The sequence below is a fragment of the Nitrosomonas sp. genome, from assembly GCF_021731985.1.
In the GTDB taxonomy this organism is placed as follows: domain Bacteria; phylum Pseudomonadota; class Gammaproteobacteria; order Burkholderiales; family Nitrosomonadaceae; genus Nitrosomonas.
This window is the reverse complement of the sequence record NZ_JAKFWH010000065.1, coordinates 35,244-60,872: the sequence shown is the minus strand read 5'-3', so window position 1 is coordinate 60,872 and position 25,629 is coordinate 35,244. Positions and strand designations below refer to the sequence as shown.

Here is a 25,629-nt window from a genome sequence, read left to right as displayed (position 1 = left end):
AGAAAACCACATGAAAAACGAAGCAAAGACTTACTTATGCGTTTTCCTCATCTGATTTGCTTTTCTGCTTGTGTCTGATAAACGTCACCTCAAACGCCTTACACGGGCGATACTGTTGTAGGCGATTGGCGAAGGTGAAAGCGTCGTTCATTTCATAGTGTTGAAAGATATCCAAGCCACGATCTAGCGCGATCTTCCAGCCGTGGCTTGTTACGATATTGCGGGCATGAATCGTTCCAGTATCATCGAATTCCCAGGTAAAATTGATTCCAACAGCACTACTGGATTCCTTGATTTTCTCGAAAGTCTCTTTCTGCTGTTCTCCCTTGAATTCGTCTTCCATTGTTACAAGATGAACTGCGATCTCTTCATCCTGAGCTTTATGCTTCACAACGGTTTCAAGAAACTCCATGAAGTTGCGGATCTGATAGAAAAGGCGGATATAAGGGTCGGTGATTGTGATACTGGTAGTACCACGCAGATACGGGCCAAGCAGATCATCGAACGAAATTCCTTTTTGGTTTTCCTGGAATGTTAGGTGTTTTTCTTTCAGAACAACTTCCGGCGCTAGACCAGCGTCGGAACACATAACTAATGCATCGACCGGTCCGTTCGCATCGCTCGTTCCTTCTTCACCATCGAAAAAAGTAGTGTGATAGTAGTGGGGATACTCCTCTTCTTCGAGTGTAGTAACATTCTTGGCTTGCTCTGAGGAATCCAGGTAGATAAAGTGCACATTTCCATATGTAGGATCTACCCGCATCAACTGATCCTTGACACGTTTTCGCCCTTCAATAGAGAATCTAAGTAGCTCCTCAATTTCCTCTACAGCTACTTCGCCATGTGGAAAAAGTATCTTCATGAGTCCAGAAAAAGTTTTGTTGATCCCATCACGATCACGTGTGGAAATATCTGATGACAATGAAAAATATTTCTGATATCGATCAGAGTAGTCTTGGCTTCTAAGCGATCTGAGAACCTCGGCAAGATAATCTACAACAAACCCATAACCTTCAGAAAACATCTCGCTGCGAAGATTTTCCATTTCCCAACCGGGCAAATACCAATGCATTCTGTCGAGAATGGCCTGACCATCGGTATTACGATAGGTCTCTGGCAAATCCATAAAAAGATTGCCGTGTTTTAGCATGTACGGTACGTTGTGGGAAGTGTTGCCAATAAAAACCATCGAGGCTTCAGCACCTTGTGGGCCAGTACCTCGATTAAAAGACTTATTGGCCATATAGTTTTTCAGCGTATCGATGAGTTTGATATCGGGTTTTTTATTACTGCCCGCAAACTCATCCATGGCTACTACATCCCAATAGCCCACGAGTCCGATTTTGCCTGTCGTATTGTTGATAAACAATTTCGCAAGAGTTGCTTCTCCTCCTGAAACCAGTGTTCCGTGCGGAGAAAATTCTGAGAAAATGTGTGATTTTCCTGTGCCCTTGGGACCCAGTTCTATTAGGTTATAGTTACGCTCACAAAAGGGAATTAAACGGACGAGCTGTATCAACTTGCTGCGTCGACCAAAGACTTCCGGATTCAATCCGATACTCTGCAGCAGAACATCAATCCACTCGCCTGTTGTAAATTGCTTCCGAGCATCCAGATACCCATCATAATCAAAGTGAGACAACTGTATTGGTTTTAATGATGCCAATATCCAGGGAGATGCATCTTTTTCTTCATTAAATTCATACTCGATATCACAAATACACCAGACCCCACCAACAAGTAGTTTGGGGTGCTTCTTTACAGTACCAGAGTCAACTAGAACCTTTTTAATACCAAGATTTTCAAATTCAGCCTGATATGCGTTGACCTTGTCGTTCAAAGCCACGCCGATCTTGTCGATGACTTTATATCGACCTTTTTCTTTAATGTTGGAACGTATCAGACCCGCTTCATTGCGATGCACATAGTGCTTGGCAAGGATCTCCCTTACTGTTTCGATGCCAGTCTGGATCGTTGCTTCATCACTAGTGGCGCAGTATTGACCAAGCAGGTATTCCAGCACGTAAGAAGGCACAATGGCGTTGCCTTTAACCGTTTTTACGAGATCCTTGCGGACAACGAGCCCGGGGAAGTGCGTGTTGATTTTTTGGTCCAGTTCGTTCATGAATCACCTGTTCGTTAGAATTCAAAATCACTGGTAAATGATCGTCGCATCAAATACCGGAGTGACTTATATTCTTTGTAATGCGAAGTCCCGGCATGTTTCTCTTCCAGCCTCAGAATGACTTCCTGGCCGTTGACTTCATCAGCCATATGAGTGAGCACGAAGCGCACCTGTAACTCCCTTTCTCGTGGATTGTCAGAGACCAAGTCGAAGGTCAGGTCATGGCTATCAGAAATTAATTGGCCTGCCTCGGTGTAGATGCCAACCCGCAATACTCTTGACTGAATCTTATCGGTCACTGGACCAGCCTGATATAACGCCACCGCCAGCTGGCCCGAGGTAATTACCGAGCTTGCCCCGCGCAGAATGTCAACCTCAACGCTGGTTACGTCGCTCTGCCGCTTCTTGTTGATTTTAAGCACCGGGATCACCACTTCCTGCAATGATGCGCCGCCATGAACAAAACGGCTACCTGATCCCTTCAGGCGCAGGCGGTTAATCGACTTGGGTATTTGCACCTCCACATCACCGTGCAGGCCCAGTTCGTTTGGTAGAAATTTACGCAACCCCTGAGAAGCTTTCAGTCCTTTGCCTAGCACAAAACGTCGATCTCGATAGAGAATACTCTTACCAGCGGCTTCAACACCTGAAAAATCACTCTCTTCAATAGGCCGGTTTTGATAAATAAAACCATGATCAGCAGTAATTAGAATATTGCTGGCATTGGCAGCAGTTAATTTTTTTATCAGTCTTACTAAATCCTCCATCGTCTGCTCTGCTGCTTCGAACGCTTGGCCTTCCGAGTGCATCTTGTCACCAGTATGATCAATTCTGTTGTGATAGATATACAAAACATCATTCGCTTTGAGCAATTCTCGACTTTCATCCCTGTTCATGGCCATCAGATCTTCGTAGATTGTTGCAGTCGCTCGGCCCCCCGTTGCCTGAGACAAAATTTTGCTACGATTGATAGTACCTTGTGAACTCTGACCGTCAACTAGCACTGTCCCACTATCGTTATCAGCCATTTCCAGTTCTTTGTTTGGCAAGAGTGCGGCCATACCCAACTGCGTATAACTGGGTAGCATCGATAACGCAGGTTCCAGCTCGGCACTGTAGCGATCTTCTTGGCGAATAAGACTCAGTAATTCATCACCGATCTCGTAGCGCATTGCATCCGAGATGATTACGCAGATCTTATTGTCTTTGCGTAGGAATGGCTGGACCCAGCGCTCAAAGAAATGCTTCTGTAAGGGAATAGGAGACGCATCCCATTTGCTGGCGTCATCCACAAAGGATTGAAATCGATCATTGAGTCTCAATAGGTAGCTGTTGGAATAAAGATTCTCGATCTGTTCAGTTAATGTATCCATCAACGACGCCTGGCCGGACATGCGCACGTGGTACGTGAACTTGCGATAAAGTTGATCCAGCCGGTACCAGATGCGACTGTAGCGCTGCACACCATCCACCAGGCTATCCATTGTAAACTTCGCCTCGCCCAAAGCATGCATGAACTGTGCCGCGAAATCGACTGCCTCATACAGATGCCGGTATTCCCGATACCAATGGCTCTGTCGGCGCTGACGTACCCAAAGTGCCACATCACTGCTGGATACCGTGCGTGAGACCAAGGCTCTGACCAGATCGCTGATGATTTTTTGGTCGATGAGGAGGAAGTAATCCAATTCGAGCAGTTCTTTGAAATCCCGCTTGGCCAGATCCTGCTCAACACCGAGAACATCTGCGCATTCGCCGGAGAGAGTTTCAAAACCGCTTTCAAACTGGCGACTATCCTTCCAGCGCTTGAGGAATACCAGAGCATCGTCATTCAGTCGCACCTGGCCATCCGTACTCATGGCAAAACACGACTTGAACAACTCGATCACGAAATCACGGATACCGGGTTCGTTTGACTTATAACCGTAGTAGCGGGTTATTTGCTCCCACAAGAAGGTATCCAGAGCGCAGCGACCAATCAGTTTGATCTTATCGTCACGATTGTCCGCCAATTCCTGTAATAGATTTTCCATTACGGAATCTATGCGGGGTTCGCTGGCAGCACATACCGCCAGAATTTTCAGGCGAATTATCCCGCTGGTATCGTCGTGCTTCAGAATCTTCTTCAATGCTTCCTTGCGCTTAGCAGCCTGATAGAATTCGGCATGTGCCTGTATCACATCGATGAACTCTAGCCCAAGCTCTAGCTCGGAAAGCCAGAGGGCTGCCTGATCGGTGCGGAACTCGCCATGAGCCAGTTGTACATCCAACAGCCAATTATCCAGATCGGTGGGTTGAGGGCCTGCATGAAAGAGCAGGAACTTCTGATCCGGCTCCTCGCGCAGCAGCCGGTATTTGATGCCATACTCGTTGTTGGTGATTTCCAGCTTCTCGACGCCGGGCAGCGACAGCGCCTCGAAGTCCACGCGCAACTCCTGCTTGGCATCGTACCAGAAGACGATTCGATACCTATCGAACAACTTGAGCAGAGCTGCTTCTATACGGATATTCATGCAATTACTTCTTCCACAACCTCTTCATCTGAATCTTCAAGTGCAATCTCAGCAGGTAACGAAGCTGTCATATAAACCCGGCTGATTAGTCTTTGTTTCAATGCACTTCTGCGTTTCTCATAAAACTCTTTGAAGCATGAGAATTCCAGGCTTACCCCTTCTGCCAGAAAATCTTTAGCTGAAAGGTGAATATTCTTGTCCTCCAACCATTCTTTTAATGGCTTATCCTTTTTGGAAAGATTTTGCGAATCATTCAACAGATGAAGATTAGGAATCGTATTCCAGTGAGACGGATCGGCGTAAAACTCTTTCATGTGCTCATCTTGCTGCAGAAAATCAATTTTTTTTAAACTATTTTTTTCAAACTTGCTCTTGGGATGTAAATGATCAATGTGAAAAACTTCTGCAACATTCATTTCTGGGAACAAAAGATGTAACAGTGCCCTACAACGTCCTTCGCCGTACTGGATATCCAGTAAGCTATCGATATAATCCTCGTCAAACCGAAGATCCTTATTGGTCGCTTTATACCTTTCTATAATTTGCGGTAAAGGATAAGCATCATTATTAAAGTTGCTATCTAAAACATCTCTCATGCTGCTTAGAACAGAATCTGCCTGCCCCCCAAAAATCCCTTTTAGCAAAGTCATATAGAGCCACTGACTAATCAAGGCTCGGTGCTTATGGCTTTTCGCTAAATTATTTATGCTTTTGTAGAGAAACTCCTCTCCACATTTCTTTTTATACAGGTAATAACAAATTGGCATTACTGCATTTTTTGATGTAAGTGACTGCGGGTTTATGCCGACACGGCGAACTAGTATAAATGTCGCCTTGATACAAGCCTTGATCGCATCCCATTCCTTCTTGATCCGAGCGACTTGTTCAGCTTTGAAGTTTTGCACTTTAAATCGGATGTCAGCTCCGGTGAGCATCAGACAAGACTTCAGAAGCCAATCTCGCTCTATATAGAAACCCATCTCGGCACTTTGATGGATGTGCGTTGTCAGGTCGTCCAGCTCCTTCCGAAAATCACCCCCCCAATTCGCAACGGCTATGGACATTAACAGATCAGAGAAATCGAGCTTGGTACCACCACTATTAGTCCGGATAAATACGTCTAGGACATGGTCAATTTTTTGTTCTGTTTCGTTGAAATAGTGAATTAATGGCCTATTGCGTATCACATCATATAAACGTAATAATGTTTTTCGTGAAAAAGCATTATCGCTTAGCCTCAGCTTATCAAGCAGAGGCAGCACGATCTCTATGAGCACCTCGTCATTTTCGAGTTGTGGTAATTTTAAAATGTTCTGCAAACAAAACCAGTGATGTAGTGGCTGCTCAGCGCTAACTGATTCACTATACTGGTTTTCAGTAAGAAACTTGAAGTTGTAATACATCAAAGCTTCGTCATCTTCAGACTTTACCGGTTGCGTGAGATCAATGTAAAACTTTCTGGGCGGCAAAACCTCATCATCTTTTGTACTTGGCCACCAGATACGTGGTTGCTTATAGGCATATGTGCCACAAAGACCGATGTACAAGGAGGTCAGTCGTTGTTGCCCATCAATAATCGCCTTAAAGTTTTTGAAACTGGCGTTGGTAGGAATATGTGGGTTTTCTTCATTGAAGCGCTGGCAAAATGACTTGAGGAACTCATAAAACTTATAGTTATTCTTGATAGAATCATCCTTAACATCCCACATCATGAATGTACTGATGGGATAGCCTCGCATAATCGAATCAAACAAAACACAGATTTGATGGCTACTCCAGACAAATTTGCGCTGGATCGCTGGCAAAAGATAATCCCGATTATTGATGGCATCAATGGCATCTTTGATACTGATTGCCTTTTCATATTCGCCTGCCATTATTCTTCCTCCTTTGATACCAAATCAGGAATCCCCTTCAAAGCCGCGCCGAGTTTCAGATAATTTTCTTTTACGCCGTCGTCCAGATCAATCCCCATCTGCTCGGTGGCTAAGGGATACAGCACTTCGCGCTCGTATTCTTCCATTTCCACGATCATCTTGTTTATCTTCTCAATCTCTTTCAGTGCCTTGGTCTTTTCACCCTGGGAGGCGCTGGCGCTGATACTAACTGCTTCCAAATGGTTTTTGTGAGCGGCTAGTTTGGTGCGGAACTCGCGCAGGTAGTCGTTCAAAACCACACTGACCGTATCAGGGCGGTAGCGGTGCATGTAGATCAGCGCGTTAAAATTACCCTGGGGGCTGGAAAACAGCCAGTAGATAGGGCGCTTCTTGTAGCGCTTGACATGGTCGCTATAGAAATCTTTAAGGAAGTAGTCGCCGATGTCGCGGGGCTTGTCTTTTTTGCCCAGAGTGGTTTCGATGAATTTGAGATTATCCTCGTAGTACTCTTCGCCAAAGGCAATGCGCAGGAACTTGCGGAAGCACTCGGCGATGTCGTCGGTAAACCAATCGCCATCGAGCATGGGAAGGACGTTGTCGTGATCCGCCAAGAAGCCTGGTCCTGGAACCAGCTTCAGGTAGTCGTCAAGAGTCTCGCCTTGGTTGGCCAGGATCAGTCCCGGTTTTTCCAGTGCGTAGCGGCCGAACATGCAGCCCACGGCGTAGGAAACCAGCTCGCGTATGGTATCGGCCAGCAGTAGCGACTCCAGCTCTTCCTCGCTCTTGTCGTTACCGTAGCGGTAGTTCGGGTTGCAAGTCAAGGTGATTTCGTTGAGCGGCACCTTGGGCTTCAGCTCATCCTGCAGGCCATAAGCTTCGATGTAGATGCGGTTGTTCTCTTCCTCCAGCCGTTGCATCTCCAGAGTCACCTCCCACCAATGGGCGCGGAGTTTCTGATAGGTAGCCTTCAGGGTTGGCTGGCGGTAATCGGGATTCAGCAGCGGCAGGCTAGTGAAATCCCAGGAGGTTTCGTAAGAATCCCAGTCTGTTTGTGCTATTCTGATATTCTCAGAGCAATGATTAGAAATATCTTCAGATAACAACGATTTGGGGATGGGAGTGATTTCCAATTCTTTTATGTTTGTTGCAAGCGTGGGACTTAATACCCTACCAAGGCTCGCCATCACTGGAGAGTTCAAAATGCCCAAAATTGAGTCTAGAGTCTTATGGTCAGATGCGAATGAAGCTCTCATGTTTACATCGAAAATCCCACCTGCAGGGGTATACCTAAAAGCATTTTTGCTAGTCGCTAGTGCCGCACATACAATATTTTCTTTGAAATAAAATTCGGTGCTTTGTGGCCTTGAACGAAGTTTTCCACTTTTGTCCTTAAAGTTTCTAATCTCAAAACCATTATTCTCCCAGTTCACGAGATGCTCAATATTTCCATACCACTTACGGTAGTCACCACCCTTTATGAAGAAATACCATTTCTTTAAAATTACTTTTCCTGACATGTTTGCCACATCGGCGGCATTAACTTCTTGCCAAGTTCGTACGAATCTATCATTGTTCCCCGAGGCTAAGCCTTGCCTGGTTGTTAAATGATCGCCTAAACTTTTATGTTCACCAAAAAGATTTCTAAACTGCTCACTAACCCAATACGCAATCGGGTATCCTGGTATTTTTTTGAAATCGGAAGCAGAAGCCTGGTAGAACCAGCCGCAGTGTGGATTCTTTGCAGCCTCGCGAATTGCAAATTCTTTTTCGCTCTCAGAATTTCCGTCTATCAAACGGAAATAATTGCCCTGATAATCTAGCTTGTTAGTGTTCTCCAAAACGAAAGCAGTTGTTGAAACAACCTCACCGCCAATGCTGTCAAATGCCCTTGCACCAAAGTGCGCCATAGAAAGGAGCGTATTCTGACCCAAGATTTTTACTCTCAGAGATTCGAAGGAAGATAGGAACATCCAGTTCTGCATGGTAATCATAGCAACCGCGCCACGCTTCTGAGCAAGTTCTAAATTACGATTAATGAACATGGCAAAAAAATCTGACTTACTGAATGGATAATTTTCATTTGCCCAGGCACCTAACCGATCATTCATCCTTTTGCCACCCATATACGGCGGATTAGCAATCACCACATGGTATTTGGGGTCCAGGTAATCAGCCTGCCGCAGGGCTTGCAACACCTTCTGATGGGTCAGGCTTAGAAACAGATGCCCGAAGACGTTCTTTGATTCCAATATCCTGAGCATGCCGTCCACATCGGTGACGTCCGGACGGATCAGGGAGCCGAAGTTGTCAGCCTCCTCGAACTGGCGCAGGGTGGTTTGTAGCGGCGAGGTGAACAGGTCGCGCCCCACAAAATCCATGTAATCTTTCAGCTCACTCCCGTCGAAGTGGATATTCTCCAGCACGCAGATATTCGGTTTGACGCTTCTATTGAAGAATCGGCGGTGCTTGGCGCGAGCCTTCATGGTGAGGGCAAAGGCCGCCAGTTCTCCGGCGCGTTCGTCAATTTCTATGCCATAGAGGTTGTGGGTGAGGATCATCGAAGGGATCTCTGCGGGGTCAACGCCTTCCTCCTCGTAGATGGCATAGAGCAGGTCGAAGGCGTAGGTGAGCATGTGGCCGGAGCCACAGGCCGGGTCGCAAATCTTGATTTCTTCTGGCTTGGCGATGCGCAGGAAATCTGTCTCGGCTTGCTCGGGCTTAATGTAGTAGTCCATCTGCAGGGCCAACTTCGAGCCGGGGCGGTTAAGCAGCCACAGGCGGCCGAGGGAGTTTTCCACCAGATAGCGGACGATCCAATGCGGAGTGAAAAGCTGAGTGGCTGCAGGGATATTTTCGGGCGTAATCTTCTTGTTCTTCTTCAGGCCCCCGAACACCTCGTCCTTCTTCTCGGAGATGTAGAACTGGTAGAGCCAGCCGATTACCTCGACATCCTGGCAGGCATCCGGCGTCATTGCTTCACGGGTATAGGCCAGAATGGAATTGCCCGAGAGCAGATCGTCGGGTATCAGAAGTTCGGTGTAATCGTCGATGCGCTGGAACAGGAACGGCATGGCCTTGTTGCAATAGTTGCAAGCGGCGACCACCAATAGGTGATAGGCTTCGCCTTGTGGATCACGGCTGGGCGATTTGCCGTCGAGCAGAGGAAAGATCTGCTGCCGAATCTTGTTGCTAATCATCTCTTCATCAATGTGCCCCATCTTGGCCTCGGCCAGGATTTCGGGCTGGAACTGTCCTTCGGCAGGCGAGACCACACCAATGCGGGTATAGCGGTTCACGTCCATGAAACGTAGGGCACAGAAGCGGTTAAACCAGATGTAGGCTACGCGATCGATAACCCGCTCTTTGCCATGGCTTCTTATAGCTTCCTCAAGTTTTTTAATCGCCTCGGCATGTTCACGGAGGGCAGCGCTGTTGTCAGTCAGGACCAACTTGAGCTTGGCGGAGACTTGTTCCATGAGACTGCGCCGGGCGAACTGGGCGAATTTTTTGAGTTTGGTTGTTTCCATCTTTCTTAAGTTCCCCCAGCTACAGCTGAGTCCAGGCGTGTGACTGGCCAATTGGGGAATTGTTGATTCCAGGTTTCAACGGATAGAACTGCGCAATCGGCTATATGTTTACGTTTCCAGGCTGAATACGCTTCCCAGCGAATATCAGCCATTAAACGATCTTTGAAACCTATAAGAACCGCCTTTTGCTGCATGGGATCAAAGGCATCCAGACCGATTAAAACAATGTACTTGAACGGCTTACTGTCTCTCTCCATTAGATGCAGAAAGGAATATGAGTCTCGTGCTTTAGGTGTCAGCTCTTGTGTCAAAACAGAGTTGTCTGATAAGCGCTTGAGATAACTGTTTCGTTCCTTATTAGGACTCTTTGAATGAGAAGGGTCTTTTATTTCAACAAGTAATACGTCCGCATCTCTTTCAATAACAAGGTCTACAAATTTCATGTGTACAGGCAGTTTTACTCCCTGCTTGTCGAGCTCATCCCACTGCACTTCATCCGGGAACTCAAAGAGTAATTCAGCATTTTCTTCTGCTTTATATGATTTCATGGCTACTTACCCCAGAGCCCTCTTGACATCTTCATCGTATAACTCTGCAAATGTATTGGAAATGGCGGATTTACTTAACGCACTGTAATCGTCGGACGTATCAATTCTTATCTCATTGGATTCTTCATCACGATACAGGGAGTGGTAACGAACGTGATCGCTTTGCCCCTTATCAGCTAACAAATCTAACCATTTAAGCAGGACATAATCATGGGTCCCGAGAATAACCTGCTGACCATTTCGTGAAAGCTCCAAAATGATCTGTACGAGCAGCTTCATCAGCTTTGGATTCATGTTTGACTCAGGTTCATCCCAGAACAGCGGGCCACTCGATCCGGGAGATATTGTTCCGTTGCTCAAGAGTCGATACAGGATGCCGATCTTTCTAAAGCCCTCAGCTGTCATGCCACTCGAATAAAGATGGCCACTCGTTGCCACAAACTCTGTGATGGTAGAATCTTGGTACATCTGCGCGGCTTTGGCTTTTGTTCTTTTGGGAGATGCCTTCTCCGCATATTTACCAGCCTGGAAACAAAAACCACCATTTTCCCATTGATAGCGTCCACCGATTAGGCTCACTAATTGTGGAATGATTGTATTCAGGCGTGGATCAAGGTTGATCTTGGCTTCCGTATCTTCATGACCAGTTTTCATCAAAGCGTTTGCCAGATCCACGTATCCGTCATCAAATATCAGTTCGACCGTTTTCTGATCATGAGTTTCTTCGGTCATGCCTTTAACCAAAGAGAGGACTTCCTTGGTCGGGATAAAAACCGCTTCGGCCTGGTACTGCTCGTAGTTGACGCGATCCTGGATGGCCAGCGCCTTGGAGTTATTGAAAAAGGTCGCGGCGATCTTCTGCCCTTGAGCGAACCGTGCAGACAGATAGGCGCGGTCAGTCGCGCCCTGTCGATGCATCTTGCCGACCTTGTCTTCCAACGGCATAAAGAGGCGGAGCAACTTCGAGGTCAGCACCACTTCGAGCTCATCCCCGCTGATGTCGGACTTGTTTTTGAACAGAGGCGCACCGGCGCAAAGGCCATAGGCCGCCTTGAGCAAATGGGTTTTGCCAGTTCCGTTCTCACCAATGATCACGTTGACCTTGGGCGAGAGATCCAGTATAAGGCCATTGAAGGCCGTGAAGTTCCTCAATTCAAGACGCTCAATCATATTTGAATCCTTTTGCCTTTACGGATTTCTTCCAGCAGCGCTTCGCGCATGGATTCCAGGTATCGATCCACATCGGTTTCGTCGGCCAGCCAAGCTTTATCGAAGGAAACACGGACAGCCCGGCTGGGGACATATTCAATGCAAGGTTCGGGTTTAGCGGTTGCGGTTGCTGTTTCTATTTCTTTACCATGTTTTAATGCTTGGGTTGTATCGTTTACTGATGAAGGCGTTGGAATTGTTGCCGTTTGTGCCCAGAAAGTCATCTGGGACAGCAAACGCTGGTAGTCCGTATCCTCAAAGCGGCGCAGGGTATCGCGTATCTTCGCGATCAGTTTTTGACGTTCAATGGTTTCTAAAAACGCATTGAAAGATTGGGTGATCTGGGCCTGTTGTTCCACCGTTAACAACGCAAACTCACTCATGCCACACAGGCGCTCCTTAAGAGCAGTAACAACATGCTTAGCACTGAAAATTTCTATACCAATCTGTTTTGTGATCTTGGTCTCAAGGGATTCAACTTGTGCTTTCACCTGTTGCATGCGATTGCCCTTGAAGCACTCACGATCGGTCAGAGTATCGACGACCTGAGAAGCACCATTATTTTCGATGTAATCGAAGTTGGGCTCCTGTGTTTGCACAAATTTACGCACGTTATCGAAGATGCCTTTTTGTGGCCCGCTCATGAACTTTCGAACAGGATCAATAATGCCTTCCTTCATGGCGAGCAGGGCATCTTTCTGCTGAATAAGCTCCGTTAGGTACCAGGTGTAGGGTTTATCTGAGAGCTCTTTGAGTTTTTCAATCACAGAATTGAGCACATTCAGGAATGAATATTGTGATGACTGGGCAGCCAGAGGGCTAAGCTGATGCATAAGGTCCTGAATGGCTACTCCGGTTTCTTTACCGAGCGCTTTTGCTTCATTGGCACGCGGTGGTGTGTCAAAAAAATCCTCATAGAATTCCTTGAGGGCACGCACTTGGGAAGCGGTAAAATCGACTTGAGGCTCTAACACGACATTGCTGTGACCGTGCGTGTTGCGTAAGGCGCGTTCTAGTTCGTCATCTTCGAGAAGGTTGCCATCGGCACGTACTTCGATTTTGCCACGGGCGCAAAGATTGGCAAGCGTGCAGAGCACCGCTGCGTAGTACCAACCATATGGCTTACGCTCGCATCTTTCCAACAGATGTTTTAGAGTAGTGCGGATGCCACTCCTGTTATTGCTTTGAATATATGCGAGTACTTCCTGTTCAGATTCTGCCAGCGTGGTGGCATCGTTTCCCAATAAACTCTGCTGCGAGTGCTTAAGGTGGTTGGCAATGTCATTTTCTGTGTAAGTAATGCCGCGTAACATGCGAAGGTTGGGATAGGCTCTGGAAATGAGCTCATGAAAGCCGCGAGTAATGCGCGTTTGAGCATCCTCGGTGCCAATCTCGATGTCGCTACCTGCCAGGAGAAGCTTGGCTTTGCCTAATAGAGTTTGTACACGCTGCTGCAACTCGGCATATCGTTCCCGGTTTTGAAAGCCCTTGTCGGTTAGAATGCGTTTGACTGCTTCCTGCTGGGTGGTAGAGATATTCTGCCGGATGTATTTTTCTGTCCGCTTGTACATCAGGATGTCGCGTATCAAGCGATCATCGGGCGGCATCAAAACCAACAGTTCATCTCGCCCCATGCTTTGCATACGAAGCATAGATTCGTTTTCTATATTTTCGTGGAATGGACTTATGACATGGATGGCCAATTCGTATTCCCGGCCGTGCAATCGATCATCAAGTTTTCTTGAATAGGGGTAATCCTGTGCGTTTTCGTCGTACCGAATCTTTCGATTTTTGATGACATGATCAAAGACTATCTTTTCCAATTCAGCAGCAACATCGGCTGATTCAACCTCGGTGTTCTTAATTTCTTCTTCGACATCTTTTTCTTCATCCGTTAGATATTCGTAGAGTTCACCATTACGCTGAATGTAGGTCTGTTGTTCCAGCAAGTTGAGCGCCTCTTCGATTGCTTTGCGCAACTTGGGTAAATCTTGGTTAAATCCATCTAACATCAATACGCACAAGTTTCGGAGCGTTGATTTAAATTCCTTTACATATTTGACAAGCAAAAGGGCCTTTAGCAAGCGGATAGCAAATGGGTTTTCGAGATGGTTTTCCGCCTGTATGATTGCTCTCTGACTATTTGCTTTTAAAGCGGTCCGAATACCCTCAAACATTAGATCAAAGGTAGCAAGCTGGCCAATCTGATGGTCTCCGATCTGTATCGCTACTTGCTGGAATACACCCAGCATTGATCGTTCGCCTACGGAACTGTGTTTGCCCTCGAATGCATTGTGCTGCGACAGATTCTGAATTGCGGATTGGAACAGAGAGAACTGGTAAGGGATAAATGGATAGCTGTGGATAAAGTGGTCGCGATCCTGAAAGTTGCGGTAGCTCTGGGAGCCATCTGCAAAGTCAAATAAGGTTTTAAAGTTGTTTGCTTCGTCATGGTAGATGTCAGAGAGCAGTTGGACACCTTCATCATTTTTCATGAGCAAGCGTTTCTGAATGACCTCGGCCACATCTGCACTGGTGAGTTTCATCCGGTTAGCAAATCTTGCCTGAATTTTTGAAAAGTCATTGCCCTGTTGGGGTGTCATTTCTCCAACGACCATGTTCATATCTTCCTGCGCAGTTACGATGATCCATGCTCGGCCTCGACATTTAGTCGCCAGACTTTCCGCAATGGTCTGAAGATTAGTCATCAGCTTAATGTTTTCAGCAATGTACTGCCCAACCTCATCGACAAAAAAGTTCAGACGAAAATCAGGAGATTGTCGATCCACATAAGCATGGACCTGTTCTGCGAAGTCTTCGATGGATACGCGATACTGGCTACGATATTTGTCTAGGATTCCAGCGGCTTGCGCCTGATCACTTCCTGTAACCTGCGCGTATGCATTGGCGATATTTTGGGATTCCAATAGCGCTTGCTCACGGCCTTTCTGCCAAGTCTTCATTGCCAAGGCTTCATAAGCAGCTTTGAACGGCTCGTAGAGATTGCGGCTGTCGAGGTCTCGTTCGAATTGGGCAATATGTCCCTGTTTGCCGTAATAACCGCACATTTCGTCGAAGACCTTGACGAAAACAGCAAGGAGCGCGTCAATCTGCGTTTTGCTTATAACGTCCGCTTTTTGGTCAATGTTAAAGAGGATGCTTTTCGAGGATATGCCGACAGCCCGCTTGAGATCGCCGCGAAGTATTTCGTTGTCACCGCACTTGGGCAGGAACAGGTCAAAAGCGGAAGTGCCGTCGATCTTACGGTTTTCCAAAAGCAACGCCAGCATCTTCAGTAGGTGCGACTTACCTGAACCAAAGAAACCGGATACCCAAACGCCATTGGCTCCTTCATAGTTGTTATAGGCATCAAGGAATGATTCCAGGCGTTTTTCTACCTCATTGGTCAACACGTATTCTTCTATTTCAAGGCGAAGACTCGCTTCATCATCGGCTTTAATGACCCCTTCAATTGGACGGTCGACTGGTTTTTTGAAAATAGTCTTAAGGATCATCATGTTTTCCTCGGTTAAGCTTCGCATTGAAAGATGTTGAACGCCCGGTAATATTTGTCGTCATGGAGTCTTCCAAAGAGCTCAAGCGATGCACCGGATTCCAGAGAGTGGGTGTAGCCCCCTGGAAAAAACATGACAGTCGGTTTTTCTTTTGCTGTACTTTGCAGGTTGTTCAATACATTGTGAGAGCGGATATAAGGGAACACCTCTCCAACTCCGGACAAAAATAGAACATCAAAATCATTTTTTGCCAGTTTGGTAGCAATCGCCGGTACAAGATGTGTCTCTGGATCCAAAACCCCTTGCAGTAGCTCTTTTAGCTGATCCTTGGAAATGGAATCCTCCATTTCACGGATTTGCTCCCAAATATCCCGATCTTTAAGTATTTCTATGGAGAGATCGTAAAGGTTTATCTCCAGTATTCGAATACCGGCTTGATCTAGGCGGTTGACCAACTGGCGTTGGAGTCGCTCCATTTCAACACTTCTTTCCGGCTCATAGGGACAAATAAAGAACGGCACCTCATTCCCGAGGCCTTGCTTCTTTAGAAAACGCTGCCCAGAGATTACAGCAAAAAGATGCTGAAACCTATCCTGCATGGGCATTTTAGCTATATCTATTTTCACTGTGCCATTCCCTTCAGATCCGATTCAAAAACAGGGAAGAATAATACATCCCGGCGGCTGTAATGAGGAATCACATTCAGTAGCCTTGGGCTAAGTATTGCTGCATTAATTATGTTGTTTGAAGCCAAGAGATCTGCCTCGCGGAGTATTCTGAAAAGCACTTGCCGCAATTTGTTTCGGGTCGTTGGCTGAATCACTTCAAGCTCTGCGTGCCATTCCGATTTTCTATTAAAAAAAGAGTCGAAATCCTCATGATTTACATCGGTTTTCAGTGTGATATAGTGTTCTCGAAGTACTTCAATGGCAAAATCTGCGATAAATCTATACCGACGGCAGGTAGCGAGCCATAAGAGGTAGCCTTGTTCCTGGGGATTTGCCTCAACGAGAAAATCCAACTCCTCGATGCTAAATGTTTTTAGACGAGAGATGACTTCACTGCAGACACGCTTTAGGGTGTTCAGTGTTCTAGCTTGTAACAAATTTTCAGAAATAACCTTATCTCGTACGGCATTCCAGTCACCAAGCTCCAGATACAGTGCGGCCAGCTTCACCGATTCACGGTGAAATAAGCTGCCCGTTGTAAATGACATGCTGTATCTATTCACTCTTATATCCAAAATAAATTTTAGTGTTGGCTATCCAAAGGTTGTTTTCAATCAACAGGTCAAAGACCAGAGAACTGCCAAATTAAGGCGGAAAGGGAATAATAATTCATACGTCCTTGGCTCAGTTTTTATTATTGCTGTTGATTAGTATTCTCTTAGACTCAAATGGTATAGGTAACATGAAAAGACTGAAATAGGAATATCAAAGGATTGCACACTTAATTTTTGAAATAATAGAATGTTGCATTGACCGTAATGAAGCAAGTCGAATAATTGTATATAAAATCTTACTGTGTCTTATATTTGCGAATAAAGTGAGTTTTCATGGGGCAAGTACATATAATTCTTAAAAGTTATTGATTTTTCACATTATACCCTGCTAGATTACCATCCACTTCTTAAACCACTAACAGGGCACCCCCATGAACAAGACTGAACTGATTGACGCCATTGCTACGCGCTCTAATACCACCAAAGCCCAAACAACCGCCATGCTAAACGGATTGCTTGAAGTTATTCAGGAAACCATGGCTAGTGGCAGCGATGTTCAGCTTGTGGGATTTGGTACTTTCTCAGTGACAGAACGTGCAAGTCGTGAAGGCCGCAATCCAGCGACTGGTGTAACCATGACAATCCCCGCCAAAAAGGTCGTTAAATTCAAACCAGGCAAAGCCTTATCTGATGCTGCAGCTTCTGTTAAGAAAACCAATGCTGCCAATCCCACAAAGCCCAGACAAACAGAAAAAAAGAAATAATACGATTGTGTGTGTTTTGATTGCAAAAACCTAGGGAATCATCAAGGGAGAACAACTCACTGGAGAAGGTTATATAAAAAAATCATACTGTAACCGATCAAATAAAACTTGAACAACTATTGATCTTTAGTAGCTCAAAGATGATTTGACCGCTTCAAATATTAGTCTCTATTCAATCGACATTAATTGACTAAATTCGACACTAAGCTTACGTTTTATAAAGACTTAAAATGGGATATCAATGACACTTCATACCTGCTCACCTCCTGTTTTGTATGAATGGTTAAATGAATACCCTAGTGTTGCAAAAAACTATGGACATTTATTGCTTGAGCAGAAAAAGGCTAAAGACGATGAGCTGCTTGCAGTACTGAAGCCTTATTTCGAATCTGCCCACATGGATGCCAGAAAGGTCTTTCACGAATTCATAGGTATTGATCTCCACCCAGACTCTGCCGCAGGCTCAGTTGATATTAGTTATCCTTCCTCTCTACACTTAACTACTCTGAAAGGATTCTTCGGAGAAGTGTTAACGGGCCTAATAGTTGAGGCATATGATTTAGTTGGTGAACATGATTGGAAAGTGCCTGTATTTCTATTTAGGTTTCATGAAGACGCAAAAAAATATCTTTACACATTGGTGCGAGATCCAGATCAGAAACGACAAACTATAGGAAGATTGGGTACTGATTTTATAGCAATTTCTCTTAATAAAAATGGCGAGATTGATCGCTTGATTTCAGGAGAAGCAAAATGGCGAAAGATATTAAATCAAAGTGTGATCGATAATCTAATGCTGGGACCAAAGATAACGGGGCAAGAGTCGAGACAGGTAGAAAAAGGTATTTGGGCCAGATTGAACAAAGAAGTAAATCCCCCTAACGGCCTGAGAGAGCTTCAAATAATTTTGAAGGATCTTGATCGCGACGGGTATGCTGCAACAATACTTTCAATGGATAAATTGCTTTCAGCATATAACGCACGTGCAGTACCTAAAACAGATCTTGTTGTAATTGTTGGAGAGGGAAGCACTACTCGTGAGGAAGGCAGTCGTCTCATTGGACACGAAGGAATTCCTGAAGCCTATTTAGCTGATAATAACCTCCAAATTGTTGAAGTAATATTAAATGAAGGCGAGCAATTGATCGAAGAGTTATATAGATGCCTTTGGAAAGATGAGGATTAGCAATGCCGAGACTCGATGAGAATCGCCTGGAGGTAGCCAAATCTATTCAAGTTAAGTTAGCTCAGGAAAATTTGCTAACTCCTTCTCAAGCTCGATCTTTCGTGAGATGTCTCCAAATGACTTGGGATGTAGAAATAATTCGGTGGGAAGATCAAGATTCCTCAATGCAATTATCGAGTGCTTATAATTTAATTCATGTAGCTGGGATTTTTAAAGATGTTGAGGGAGTTAATTCGTTTAATTCAGTTCAATGCTATCGAAGGGCCGCAGAACAACTTGAATGGCTGACTCGTGCTGATGATAAACTAAAAAATGAAGTGCCAATAAGCCTTCTTGCAGGAGCAGCGTATCAACTTGGTAGTCTACCTGCGATGGCCAAAGGATTGTTAAAACAAATCCAATCAGATGATGCTGGTTGGCGATTGTTTTGCTTATTCTTACAAGCTGATTTTGATGGTGTAATTGAAACTACTTTAACCTTCTGGAAGAGATCACCTGAATTAACTGAAAAGAAAGCATCATCCCAAATATTAAACGGTGATAAGGAGGATGCCGTTTCTTGGTATATCACCGTAGAACTAATTCGAACTATTGGGCTTATTGCCTTCTCGCTGAGAAGTGGTCACCAAGGTAGATTAGAAAAGGCATTAGAAAAGCTTGATGCGATACAGCGTATGGCAATAAGAAGTCTTAATAGCGATATGTCGCTATTGATAACAATGCTGAATGAAGTCGCCAATGGGTTCAATAATGCTTCCATCTACAAATCTATTAATAGGCTTGCTGACTTAGACCCTACAAAAACCAGTAAGTTAAAGACCCTAGCGAGGCGCCAGTATCATATTGGTCGCGGTGTTCTCTGGCCATCTCAGCTTGCTGGTATCGAACGATTGCTAGAGCAATCATCATTTGCCCTATGTACCCCTACTGGTTCAGGGAAAACATTGGTTGCCAATCTTGCTCTAATAAAAGAATTGTTATTAATGGATAATGATCCTCTAATAGCTCCTTTAGCCATTTATTTGGTTCCATCGAGAGCTTTAGCAGGTGAGGTTGAAACAAAACTTAATCGCGAAATGGGTAACGAATTTATAATTACAGGCCTTTATGGTGGTAATGATTGGGGAGTAACGGATTATTGGCTGAACGCAGAGCGACCCACTGTTCTCATTGCGACTGTTGAAAAAGCTGATGCATTGATGCGATATCTGAACCCGATTATTATTCCGCGCCTAAAACTTCTCATCATTGATGAAGCGCATCAAGTCGTCCCTAATGACCCTACATATGCTGCAAAAAATTTTGCTAATCATTCTGATCGTTCCATTCGATTGGAAAGTTTTGTGTCAAGGATACTCGTTCAATCGCCAAATATAGCACGGATGGCTTTAACGGCTGTCGCAGGAGGAGCTGCGGATCCCGTTGCGCGGTGGATTGAATCAAGAAAAGACGCACACCCAGTTGGCTTGAATTATCGAAGTACTCGCCAAGTAATAGGTATCTTGGAAACAAGATCTGGTTCAGCTCCTAAGTTAAATCTTGATTTTATGAACGGAGCACCTCTTTCTGTTGTTGGTAGAGACGGCTCGCCATACCTTAATCTCAGAATAGAAACAATGCCTCAATTGCCAGCAACTATACGAAATAGTTTAAATCATTACAATCAACTAGAAATTCTCTGGACAGCCATGCACTTACGACGTGGAGGGCGTCGCATTCTAATTTCACTTACACAAGTTCCAGAGCGAACAATGAAATGGTATTGCGAAGCTCTTTCGTTGGAAGCGTGGGCAGAAATTACAACCTTCCAACCGCCAGAAAATATTGAATCACGTGAATTCTTTGATGAAACAATGGCAACTTGCATTGATTATTGTGGAGAAGATTCATACGAAGTGAAACTACTTAAAGTTGGTATAGCAACCAGCCATGGTCAAATGCCACAAAGGCCTCGTCTTTTGATGACAAATTTGATTGAAAGAGGTATTTGCTCCATCACAATTGCCACGGCCACATTAACAGAAGGTGTTAACTTACCTTTTGATATCATTTTTTTGCCTCAACTACGACGACAATCATTTGATCCAGATGAAGAAAGAACAGTTGCTGTGCCGCTATCAATTTCAGAATTTAGGAACCTTTCTGGTCGTGCGGGAAGGCCAGGTTCAGCTCGTTCCATGGAGGGATTAACTCTAATTGCATTGCCTCAGGTACCTTCAACAACAGCAAACGGTGCAAAAAACATCCAAATAAGACAGATACGGGACTTAAAAAAAGACTATATAAATCTCAGAGAAAGGCTTGTTGCGGAGGAGAAAGTTAGCGGGGCTATAAATAGCCCGTTAGCTTTGCTTATACATACTCTTTTTTTTAAAGCCCGGGCTAGCGGTTTGGTGGAGGATGAAGGAGGCTTTTTAGATTGGCTTGATAGAATTTCCCCAAGTGACATTTCTGATAACGCTGCTACAGGACATAGATCTGACACTGCTCAGCTTGCTGATACGCTAGATGAGCTTGATGGCTTGCTTCTAAGCGCCATTGAAGAAATTCATCGTATGGATATGTACGAGATTGATGTCAAAAACATTGAGGAATCTCTGAAAGGCCTTTGGGCAAAAACATTTTCTGCATATGCCGCAGTACAAGAACTGTGGATGGAAAATGCGTTTATAAAACGAGGAAAGGCCATCATTGAGACGATTTATCCTGATCAAGATGAACGTAAACGCTTATATCAATATGGATTCCCTCCCTATTTGGGGAGGCGCTTTGAAGGTATATTTGATCCCATAAAAGAAACCATAATGACGGCTAATAGGTATGGCGCTTTTTCTATTCAGAAACGCTGTGATATCTTTGAAGCATTAGCAGAATTGATCAGTGATGATAGAGGTTATGGTTTTTCCGTACGAGAATCAGAAGTTGCAAAAGAAGTGCTTAACAATTGGAGGACTGTTCTTAATTGGTGGCTTAATAACCCAGAAGTTGATAGTCCACAGCCAGATGAACTTCGGGAATGGCAACGTTTTGTTTCGGAAAATCTAGAGTTTCGGCTAGGTGTTATAGTAGGAGCTGTGATTGCAAGATCTTGGGCACATGGTGCAAATGATCCCTTAGCAATACCCAGTTTAGAAGAGTGGAAAAAAACAACAGGTTTGCCATGGTTTGGCTTCTGGGTTCGTGAATTACTGAAGTGGGGTACACATGATCCTTTTGTCGCTTTCGCACTTTCTCAAGGTATTGCAAAAACTAGGCCATTCGCTTTGAGTCGCAAATTAGAATTTCTTGAGTGGCTTGAAAATAATTATGAAGAATTAGATGAAGAAGACTTGATTGACCCGCAGCTTTTTCTTCAATGGCAAAATAGTCTTCCAAAAAGAAAGCGGCCTGAGCCTAAAAAAACTATATATCAGGCAGAACTAACTGGTACTGATGGAAAGTTGGGACAATACAATGTTGTGCCCGTACATAACGAGGGTATCGTAATTTGGCTTGATCCAGCCGGTTATGAGCTTGCAAGGTCAAATGTAGCTGAATGGAATGATCATGTATTTTCGCATAAGTCAGATTTCAAAATGACTATCGCAAATGGCTCAGTAACTGTTACAAAAGTTTTCTAATAAATCTAAAGTTTTCTCATTAGATTCGTATATCAAACGTCAGCTATTGGCCGAGGTTGTATCAAAACTTATCACCAAACCTATCAGGTATGAAATTTTCCCACTAAGCGATCATAAATGAGATAATATTCACTGATTAGCTCCACAATTATCAATATTTAGCATGTTCAGACCGTTGTCTTTTCGATTTTTGTGTTTTCACACAGCCAGGGCCGAATTCAGTCAATCAATGTCGATTTAATAGAGACTAGTTATTGATCCATCATCGTACCAATCTCGGCCAAGGGTCATGTATCCAGGCATATTCAGGTGGTGCATCGATAGTCACCACATAAACCCGATTTTTTTGTCTCTTTCTACCAATAATCCTTGAATCACCATCCGCTTACCCAGTTCTATCCAGTGGGATTGATTGTACTGGTCTTTTTCCATGAACTGTTTAGCAGCATTTAAAACTGGTCTTGGGTGCCATGGCTTCCATTTGCCGATTTTGATGGAATTCAGTCGTGCCCAGCCGCCATTCGGAAATTTACGGGGGGCTTCATCCTTGCGCCTGCCCCACGCTATCCAAGTTACTCTGCAATCTCGCAAACGCACCGGCAACGGCGCACTCGGTTGCGGGAAATATATCTTTTCACCCTGATATTCAATACCACCGCACATAGGTTTCCCTGCTGCGTAAGCACGTATATTATTGGTCAGTTTCTAGCTGATACCAATACCCAGAATTTATACAGCTAAAGGCGTCAACGTATAAACTCTACCAAATTTTCCTGCGGTACGAATATCTCCACGTTGCAAGGCAGCACGAACATCATCTAATTTATATGCGTCTTCAATCGACAAATAAGGCGACCAGCCTTCTCCTGAGTCTATCAACTCGATCTCAACTTCCGCAATGTATTGGCCTTCTCGTACCAATTTTGTTAGATGTTTATTATTCATCGTAATCTCCTCAAAAAATCATTACTCCACTTATCACAGTCAGGACGATAAGCCGTAACGACAACAGCTGGCATGTCCGCATTTCTAGGAATACCCCACACTACATGGATTGGCTTGTTCTTTTTATCTTTTTGTAACACCAGTACACATGGGCCTTTCGGATAGTCTGGATAATCTTCCACGACTATTGCCTCCCCAATACCTGAGAGAATATCTCTTGCAAAGATATTGTCGTGCGACAACTCATCATAACCATGTTCAGATATACGGACTTCCCCGTTACTGACTAATGCTATAACCCGTTGTAAAGTCACACTCATGACAAAGTATCATCAGGTAAAATTATCAACACGAAATTATGCCATCTATTTTTCCTGGAAATCATCACTCCAGCTTATCCCTTTATTTTCCATTGTGTTTTATTAAGCTTCCTTAAGTTCCATCTCCGACAACGAATCTTGGCAATAGGATCGGAACTGTATATGCGATCAAATAAAACTACCAAGGTTTCATTGTATCAATAATAGCAAGCCAACTCTTGCAGTTAAATTTTGATACAATTTTAAATGTTACAGATCGCAAAATTGATTGTGTCAAACTGTGCCTGAAATACCACCATATGTAGTTGTGTGACACTGATTTTATGCTTGGCAAGCATTGCAAACAATTGATTTATATACATCAGAAATTTGTAGCTAGGTTTCGCAATCAGTAAATCAATACAAATCAAAATTTAAGAGTTTCTTTCGATACGAAATCACTGATAGATAACATTATTATGAAAGATCCAGCCATTCACATGAATTTCTTCAGGATCATCATGTGTCCAATGAATGACTCCACCTTTATCATTCCATTCATATTCCCCAAAAAATTCAATTTGATCATTTAAAGATAATCCATCAATTTTTGGTGCTAAATCTATATTGTGAGCGATCAGTAGCGTTTGCTTTGATTTTAACTCAATGATAAATCTTTGATGACGGCTACCGTCAAGATCATCCGATAAAATGGAAGTTACAACACCTGATCCATAAACTTGTACATTACTCTGACCACCTCCAAATAATTGAGCTAATAATTCATCGCTATCAGGCTCTAATTCTATAAAATTCGAAATTACTCCAGCTTTTAAAAGGCCACTGAAAACATCACCATAAACATAGACATCTTCTCCAGTAGTTCCAATGTAGTTGCCTGTGTTGGAATAGTAACGCACCAAATAATTATTTAAGCTAAAAGTTGCTGTGCTAGCAGGGCTAAAGAACTCTGGATAAAATTTTTCAGCAAAATTAAATAATTTATTGCTATTTACCAAGTAGTTTTCAGCAAATGTGATTCCCGGAACTAATACCAAAAATAATAAAATAGTAAATCTCATAGCTGTGCGTTAATCCTCAATATGCTTAATTCACAAAAAATTAATCAATATGTTCGTTACGACAGGATTTTATGATTCTGTACTACCCACACAGACACAACAGTTTTGCTCTTGTGTCGTATTAGGTGACAGACTGGCTATGCCAGACTGTTAAGGCGGGTTAATTCAAACCGGTTGCAAGACTTTCCATTTGATCTCAAATATAAAACGTGACAAATCTGACGATTATCGGCGAGTGTTGGCGAGAACTTGCAAGTGTAAAATTAATAAAAATAGTTAGTTAAAACATCTGTTAATCCGCAGATCCCAGGTTCGAGCCCTGGTCGGGGAGCCACTTAACTCAAAGTTAGCTGGCTTATAGCTCTGGTTAGTATCTTTAATTACTTTTCGATCTTTTTCTGTCTCGATTCTTGATGCTGCAAACGCTAAATTCTCAGTCGCAAACTTGGCATATCGATCCACCATATTGCTTGATTTACAGCCGCCCAGGTCTTTCAATTCATCATAGCTCGCTCCAGCCTGTCGATGCTATGCAACTCATGTATGGCGCAAATCATAAAAACAGAAATCTTCCAGTCCTGCTTTCTTACCCGCATTCTTCTGAGCCGTATTAGTTAATCCCATTGGCGAGTAGAGTGTGATACTTTGCTTTGAATTTTAGTTTTAAGCAGAATTTATCCAGAAATGCTTTATTCTCATATTTTTATCGACGGTAGTGTTAATAACCAATTAAAGATTGGATATGGTGCTTACCTTGTGGTGTCTGAGCTAGGTGCAGCTATAGAATCGCTAAAAGATACGGTGAGAGTGAAGCGTTTTGAACATACCAACTCGACTAAATTGGAATTGCAAACATTGCTGTGGGCATTGAGTGAAACGGTTGCTTTAGGCGGTGGTGGCGACATGGTTTTGACGGTTTATACAGATTCGCAAAACATTATTGGTCTTCCAGGAAGGCGCACCCGCCTTGAAGAAAGTAATTATTTTTCTAGTAAAAATAATCAACTTAATAATTATGAGCTGTACCAAGAATTCTATCGATTGAACTCCAGTTTAACTTGCGAGTTTGTTAAGGTGATAGGACATCAACCATCTGCCAACAAAGACGAGATTGATAAACTGTTTGCTTTGGTGGATCAAGCATCCAGGCGTTCGATACGAAAAGATTTTCAGCGCATGAATGAAATAAATTATTGA

Annotated in this window: 17 protein-coding genes and 1 pseudogene; 4 read left to right on the top strand and 14 right to left on the bottom strand. The window is 44.0% G+C overall.

What is annotated here, in order from left to right:
• Positions 1-34: 34 nt before the first annotated feature.
• Genes brxL through QZ942_RS09940 form a run of 9 tightly spaced genes read right to left on the bottom strand, consistent with a single transcriptional unit; the run spans position 35 to position 16,530 of the window.
• On the bottom strand, positions 35-2,125 hold the full coding sequence (brxL, locus tag QZ942_RS09980) for a BREX system Lon protease-like protein BrxL (RefSeq protein ID WP_292995151.1): 2,091 nt from the start codon (positions 2,123-2,125) through the stop codon (positions 35-37).
• Between the two features lie 14 nt (positions 2,126-2,139).
• Complete coding sequence (gene pglZ, locus QZ942_RS09975) at positions 2,140-4,638, bottom strand: BREX-1 system phosphatase PglZ type A (protein ID WP_292995149.1); 2,499 nt, start codon at positions 4,636-4,638, stop codon at positions 2,140-2,142.
• Positions 4,635-6,515: a DUF262 domain-containing protein gene (locus QZ942_RS09970; RefSeq protein ID WP_292995147.1), complete on the bottom strand. Its 1,881-nt coding sequence runs from the start codon at positions 6,513-6,515 to the stop codon at positions 4,635-4,637. The genes pglZ and QZ942_RS09970 overlap by 4 nt, the downstream gene beginning before the upstream one ends.
• Positions 6,515-10,042, bottom strand: a complete 3,528-nt coding sequence (gene pglX, locus QZ942_RS09965; RefSeq protein ID WP_292995145.1) for a BREX-1 system adenine-specific DNA-methyltransferase PglX — start codon at positions 10,040-10,042, stop codon at positions 6,515-6,517. Before pglX ends, QZ942_RS09970 begins: the two co-directional genes overlap by 1 nt.
• Positions 10,043-10,047: 5 nt before the next feature.
• Positions 10,048-10,590 (bottom strand): hypothetical protein, encoded by a 543-nt coding sequence (locus tag QZ942_RS09960; RefSeq protein WP_292995143.1) that lies wholly within the window; start codon positions 10,588-10,590, stop codon positions 10,048-10,050.
• Positions 10,591-10,596: 6 nt separating this feature from the next.
• The gene (locus tag QZ942_RS09955) at positions 10,597-11,760 is read right to left on the bottom strand and encodes an ATP/GTP-binding protein (RefSeq protein ID WP_292995141.1); all 1,164 of its coding nucleotides are present in this window, start codon (positions 11,758-11,760) and stop codon (positions 10,597-10,599) included.
• Positions 11,757-15,317, bottom strand: a complete 3,561-nt coding sequence (gene brxC / locus QZ942_RS09950) for a BREX system P-loop protein BrxC (RefSeq protein WP_292995139.1) — start codon at positions 15,315-15,317, stop codon at positions 11,757-11,759. The genes QZ942_RS09955 and brxC overlap by 4 nt, the downstream gene beginning before the upstream one ends.
• Before the next feature lie 11 nt (positions 15,318-15,328).
• The gene (locus tag QZ942_RS09945; RefSeq protein ID WP_366836360.1) at positions 15,329-15,919 is read right to left on the bottom strand and encodes a DUF1788 domain-containing protein; all 591 of its coding nucleotides are present in this window, start codon (positions 15,917-15,919) and stop codon (positions 15,329-15,331) included.
• Between the two features lie 17 nt (positions 15,920-15,936).
• On the bottom strand, positions 15,937-16,530 hold the full coding sequence (locus tag QZ942_RS09940; protein WP_292995135.1) for a DUF1819 family protein: 594 nt from the start codon (positions 16,528-16,530) through the stop codon (positions 15,937-15,939).
• 437 nt (positions 16,531-16,967) lie between these two features.
• Here QZ942_RS09940 and QZ942_RS09935 point away from each other — a divergent pair, with 437 nt between their 5' ends.
• The 3 genes from QZ942_RS09935 (at position 16,968) to QZ942_RS09925 (ending at position 22,106) form a co-directional block, all read left to right on the top strand.
• Positions 16,968-17,300, top strand: a complete 333-nt coding sequence (locus QZ942_RS09935) for an HU family DNA-binding protein (RefSeq protein ID WP_292995133.1) — start codon at positions 16,968-16,970, stop codon at positions 17,298-17,300.
• Between the two features lie 241 nt (positions 17,301-17,541).
• A complete protein-coding gene (locus QZ942_RS09930) occupies positions 17,542-18,486 on the top strand; it encodes an aminotransferase (protein ID WP_292995131.1) in 945 nt (314 codons plus the stop codon).
• Between the two features lie 2 nt (positions 18,487-18,488).
• Positions 18,489-22,106 (top strand): DEAD/DEAH box helicase, encoded by a 3,618-nt coding sequence (locus tag QZ942_RS09925; RefSeq protein ID WP_292995129.1) that lies wholly within the window; start codon positions 18,489-18,491, stop codon positions 22,104-22,106.
• Between the two features lie 324 nt (positions 22,107-22,430).
• Here the strand turns inward: QZ942_RS09925 and QZ942_RS09920 are convergent, their stop codons facing one another.
• The 5 genes and pseudogenes from QZ942_RS09920 to QZ942_RS14100 form a co-directional block, all read right to left on the bottom strand.
• The gene (locus QZ942_RS09920; protein WP_292995127.1) at positions 22,431-22,769 is read right to left on the bottom strand and encodes a hypothetical protein; all 339 of its coding nucleotides are present in this window, start codon (positions 22,767-22,769) and stop codon (positions 22,431-22,433) included.
• A 66-nt stretch (positions 22,770-22,835) separates the two neighbouring features.
• Complete coding sequence (locus QZ942_RS09915) at positions 22,836-23,051, bottom strand: hypothetical protein (RefSeq protein WP_110340803.1); 216 nt, start codon at positions 23,049-23,051, stop codon at positions 22,836-22,838.
• On the bottom strand, positions 23,048-23,371 hold the full coding sequence (locus QZ942_RS09910; RefSeq protein ID WP_110340805.1) for a DUF4258 domain-containing protein: 324 nt from the start codon (positions 23,369-23,371) through the stop codon (positions 23,048-23,050). Before QZ942_RS09910 ends, QZ942_RS09915 begins: the two co-directional genes overlap by 4 nt.
• A gap of 437 nt (positions 23,372-23,808) precedes the next feature.
• On the bottom strand, positions 23,809-24,432 hold the full coding sequence (locus tag QZ942_RS09905) for a DUF3465 domain-containing protein (protein ID WP_292995120.1): 624 nt from the start codon (positions 24,430-24,432) through the stop codon (positions 23,809-23,811).
• A gap of 276 nt (positions 24,433-24,708) precedes the next feature.
• Positions 24,709-25,050 (bottom strand): annotated as a pseudogene (locus QZ942_RS14100) (hypothetical protein); the annotation flags it as partial.
• A 66-nt stretch (positions 25,051-25,116) separates the two neighbouring features.
• Between QZ942_RS14100 and QZ942_RS09900 the strand changes: the two are divergent.
• Positions 25,117-25,629, top strand: coding sequence for an RNase H family protein (locus QZ942_RS09900; RefSeq protein ID WP_292995118.1), 513 nt, complete (start codon positions 25,117-25,119; stop codon positions 25,627-25,629).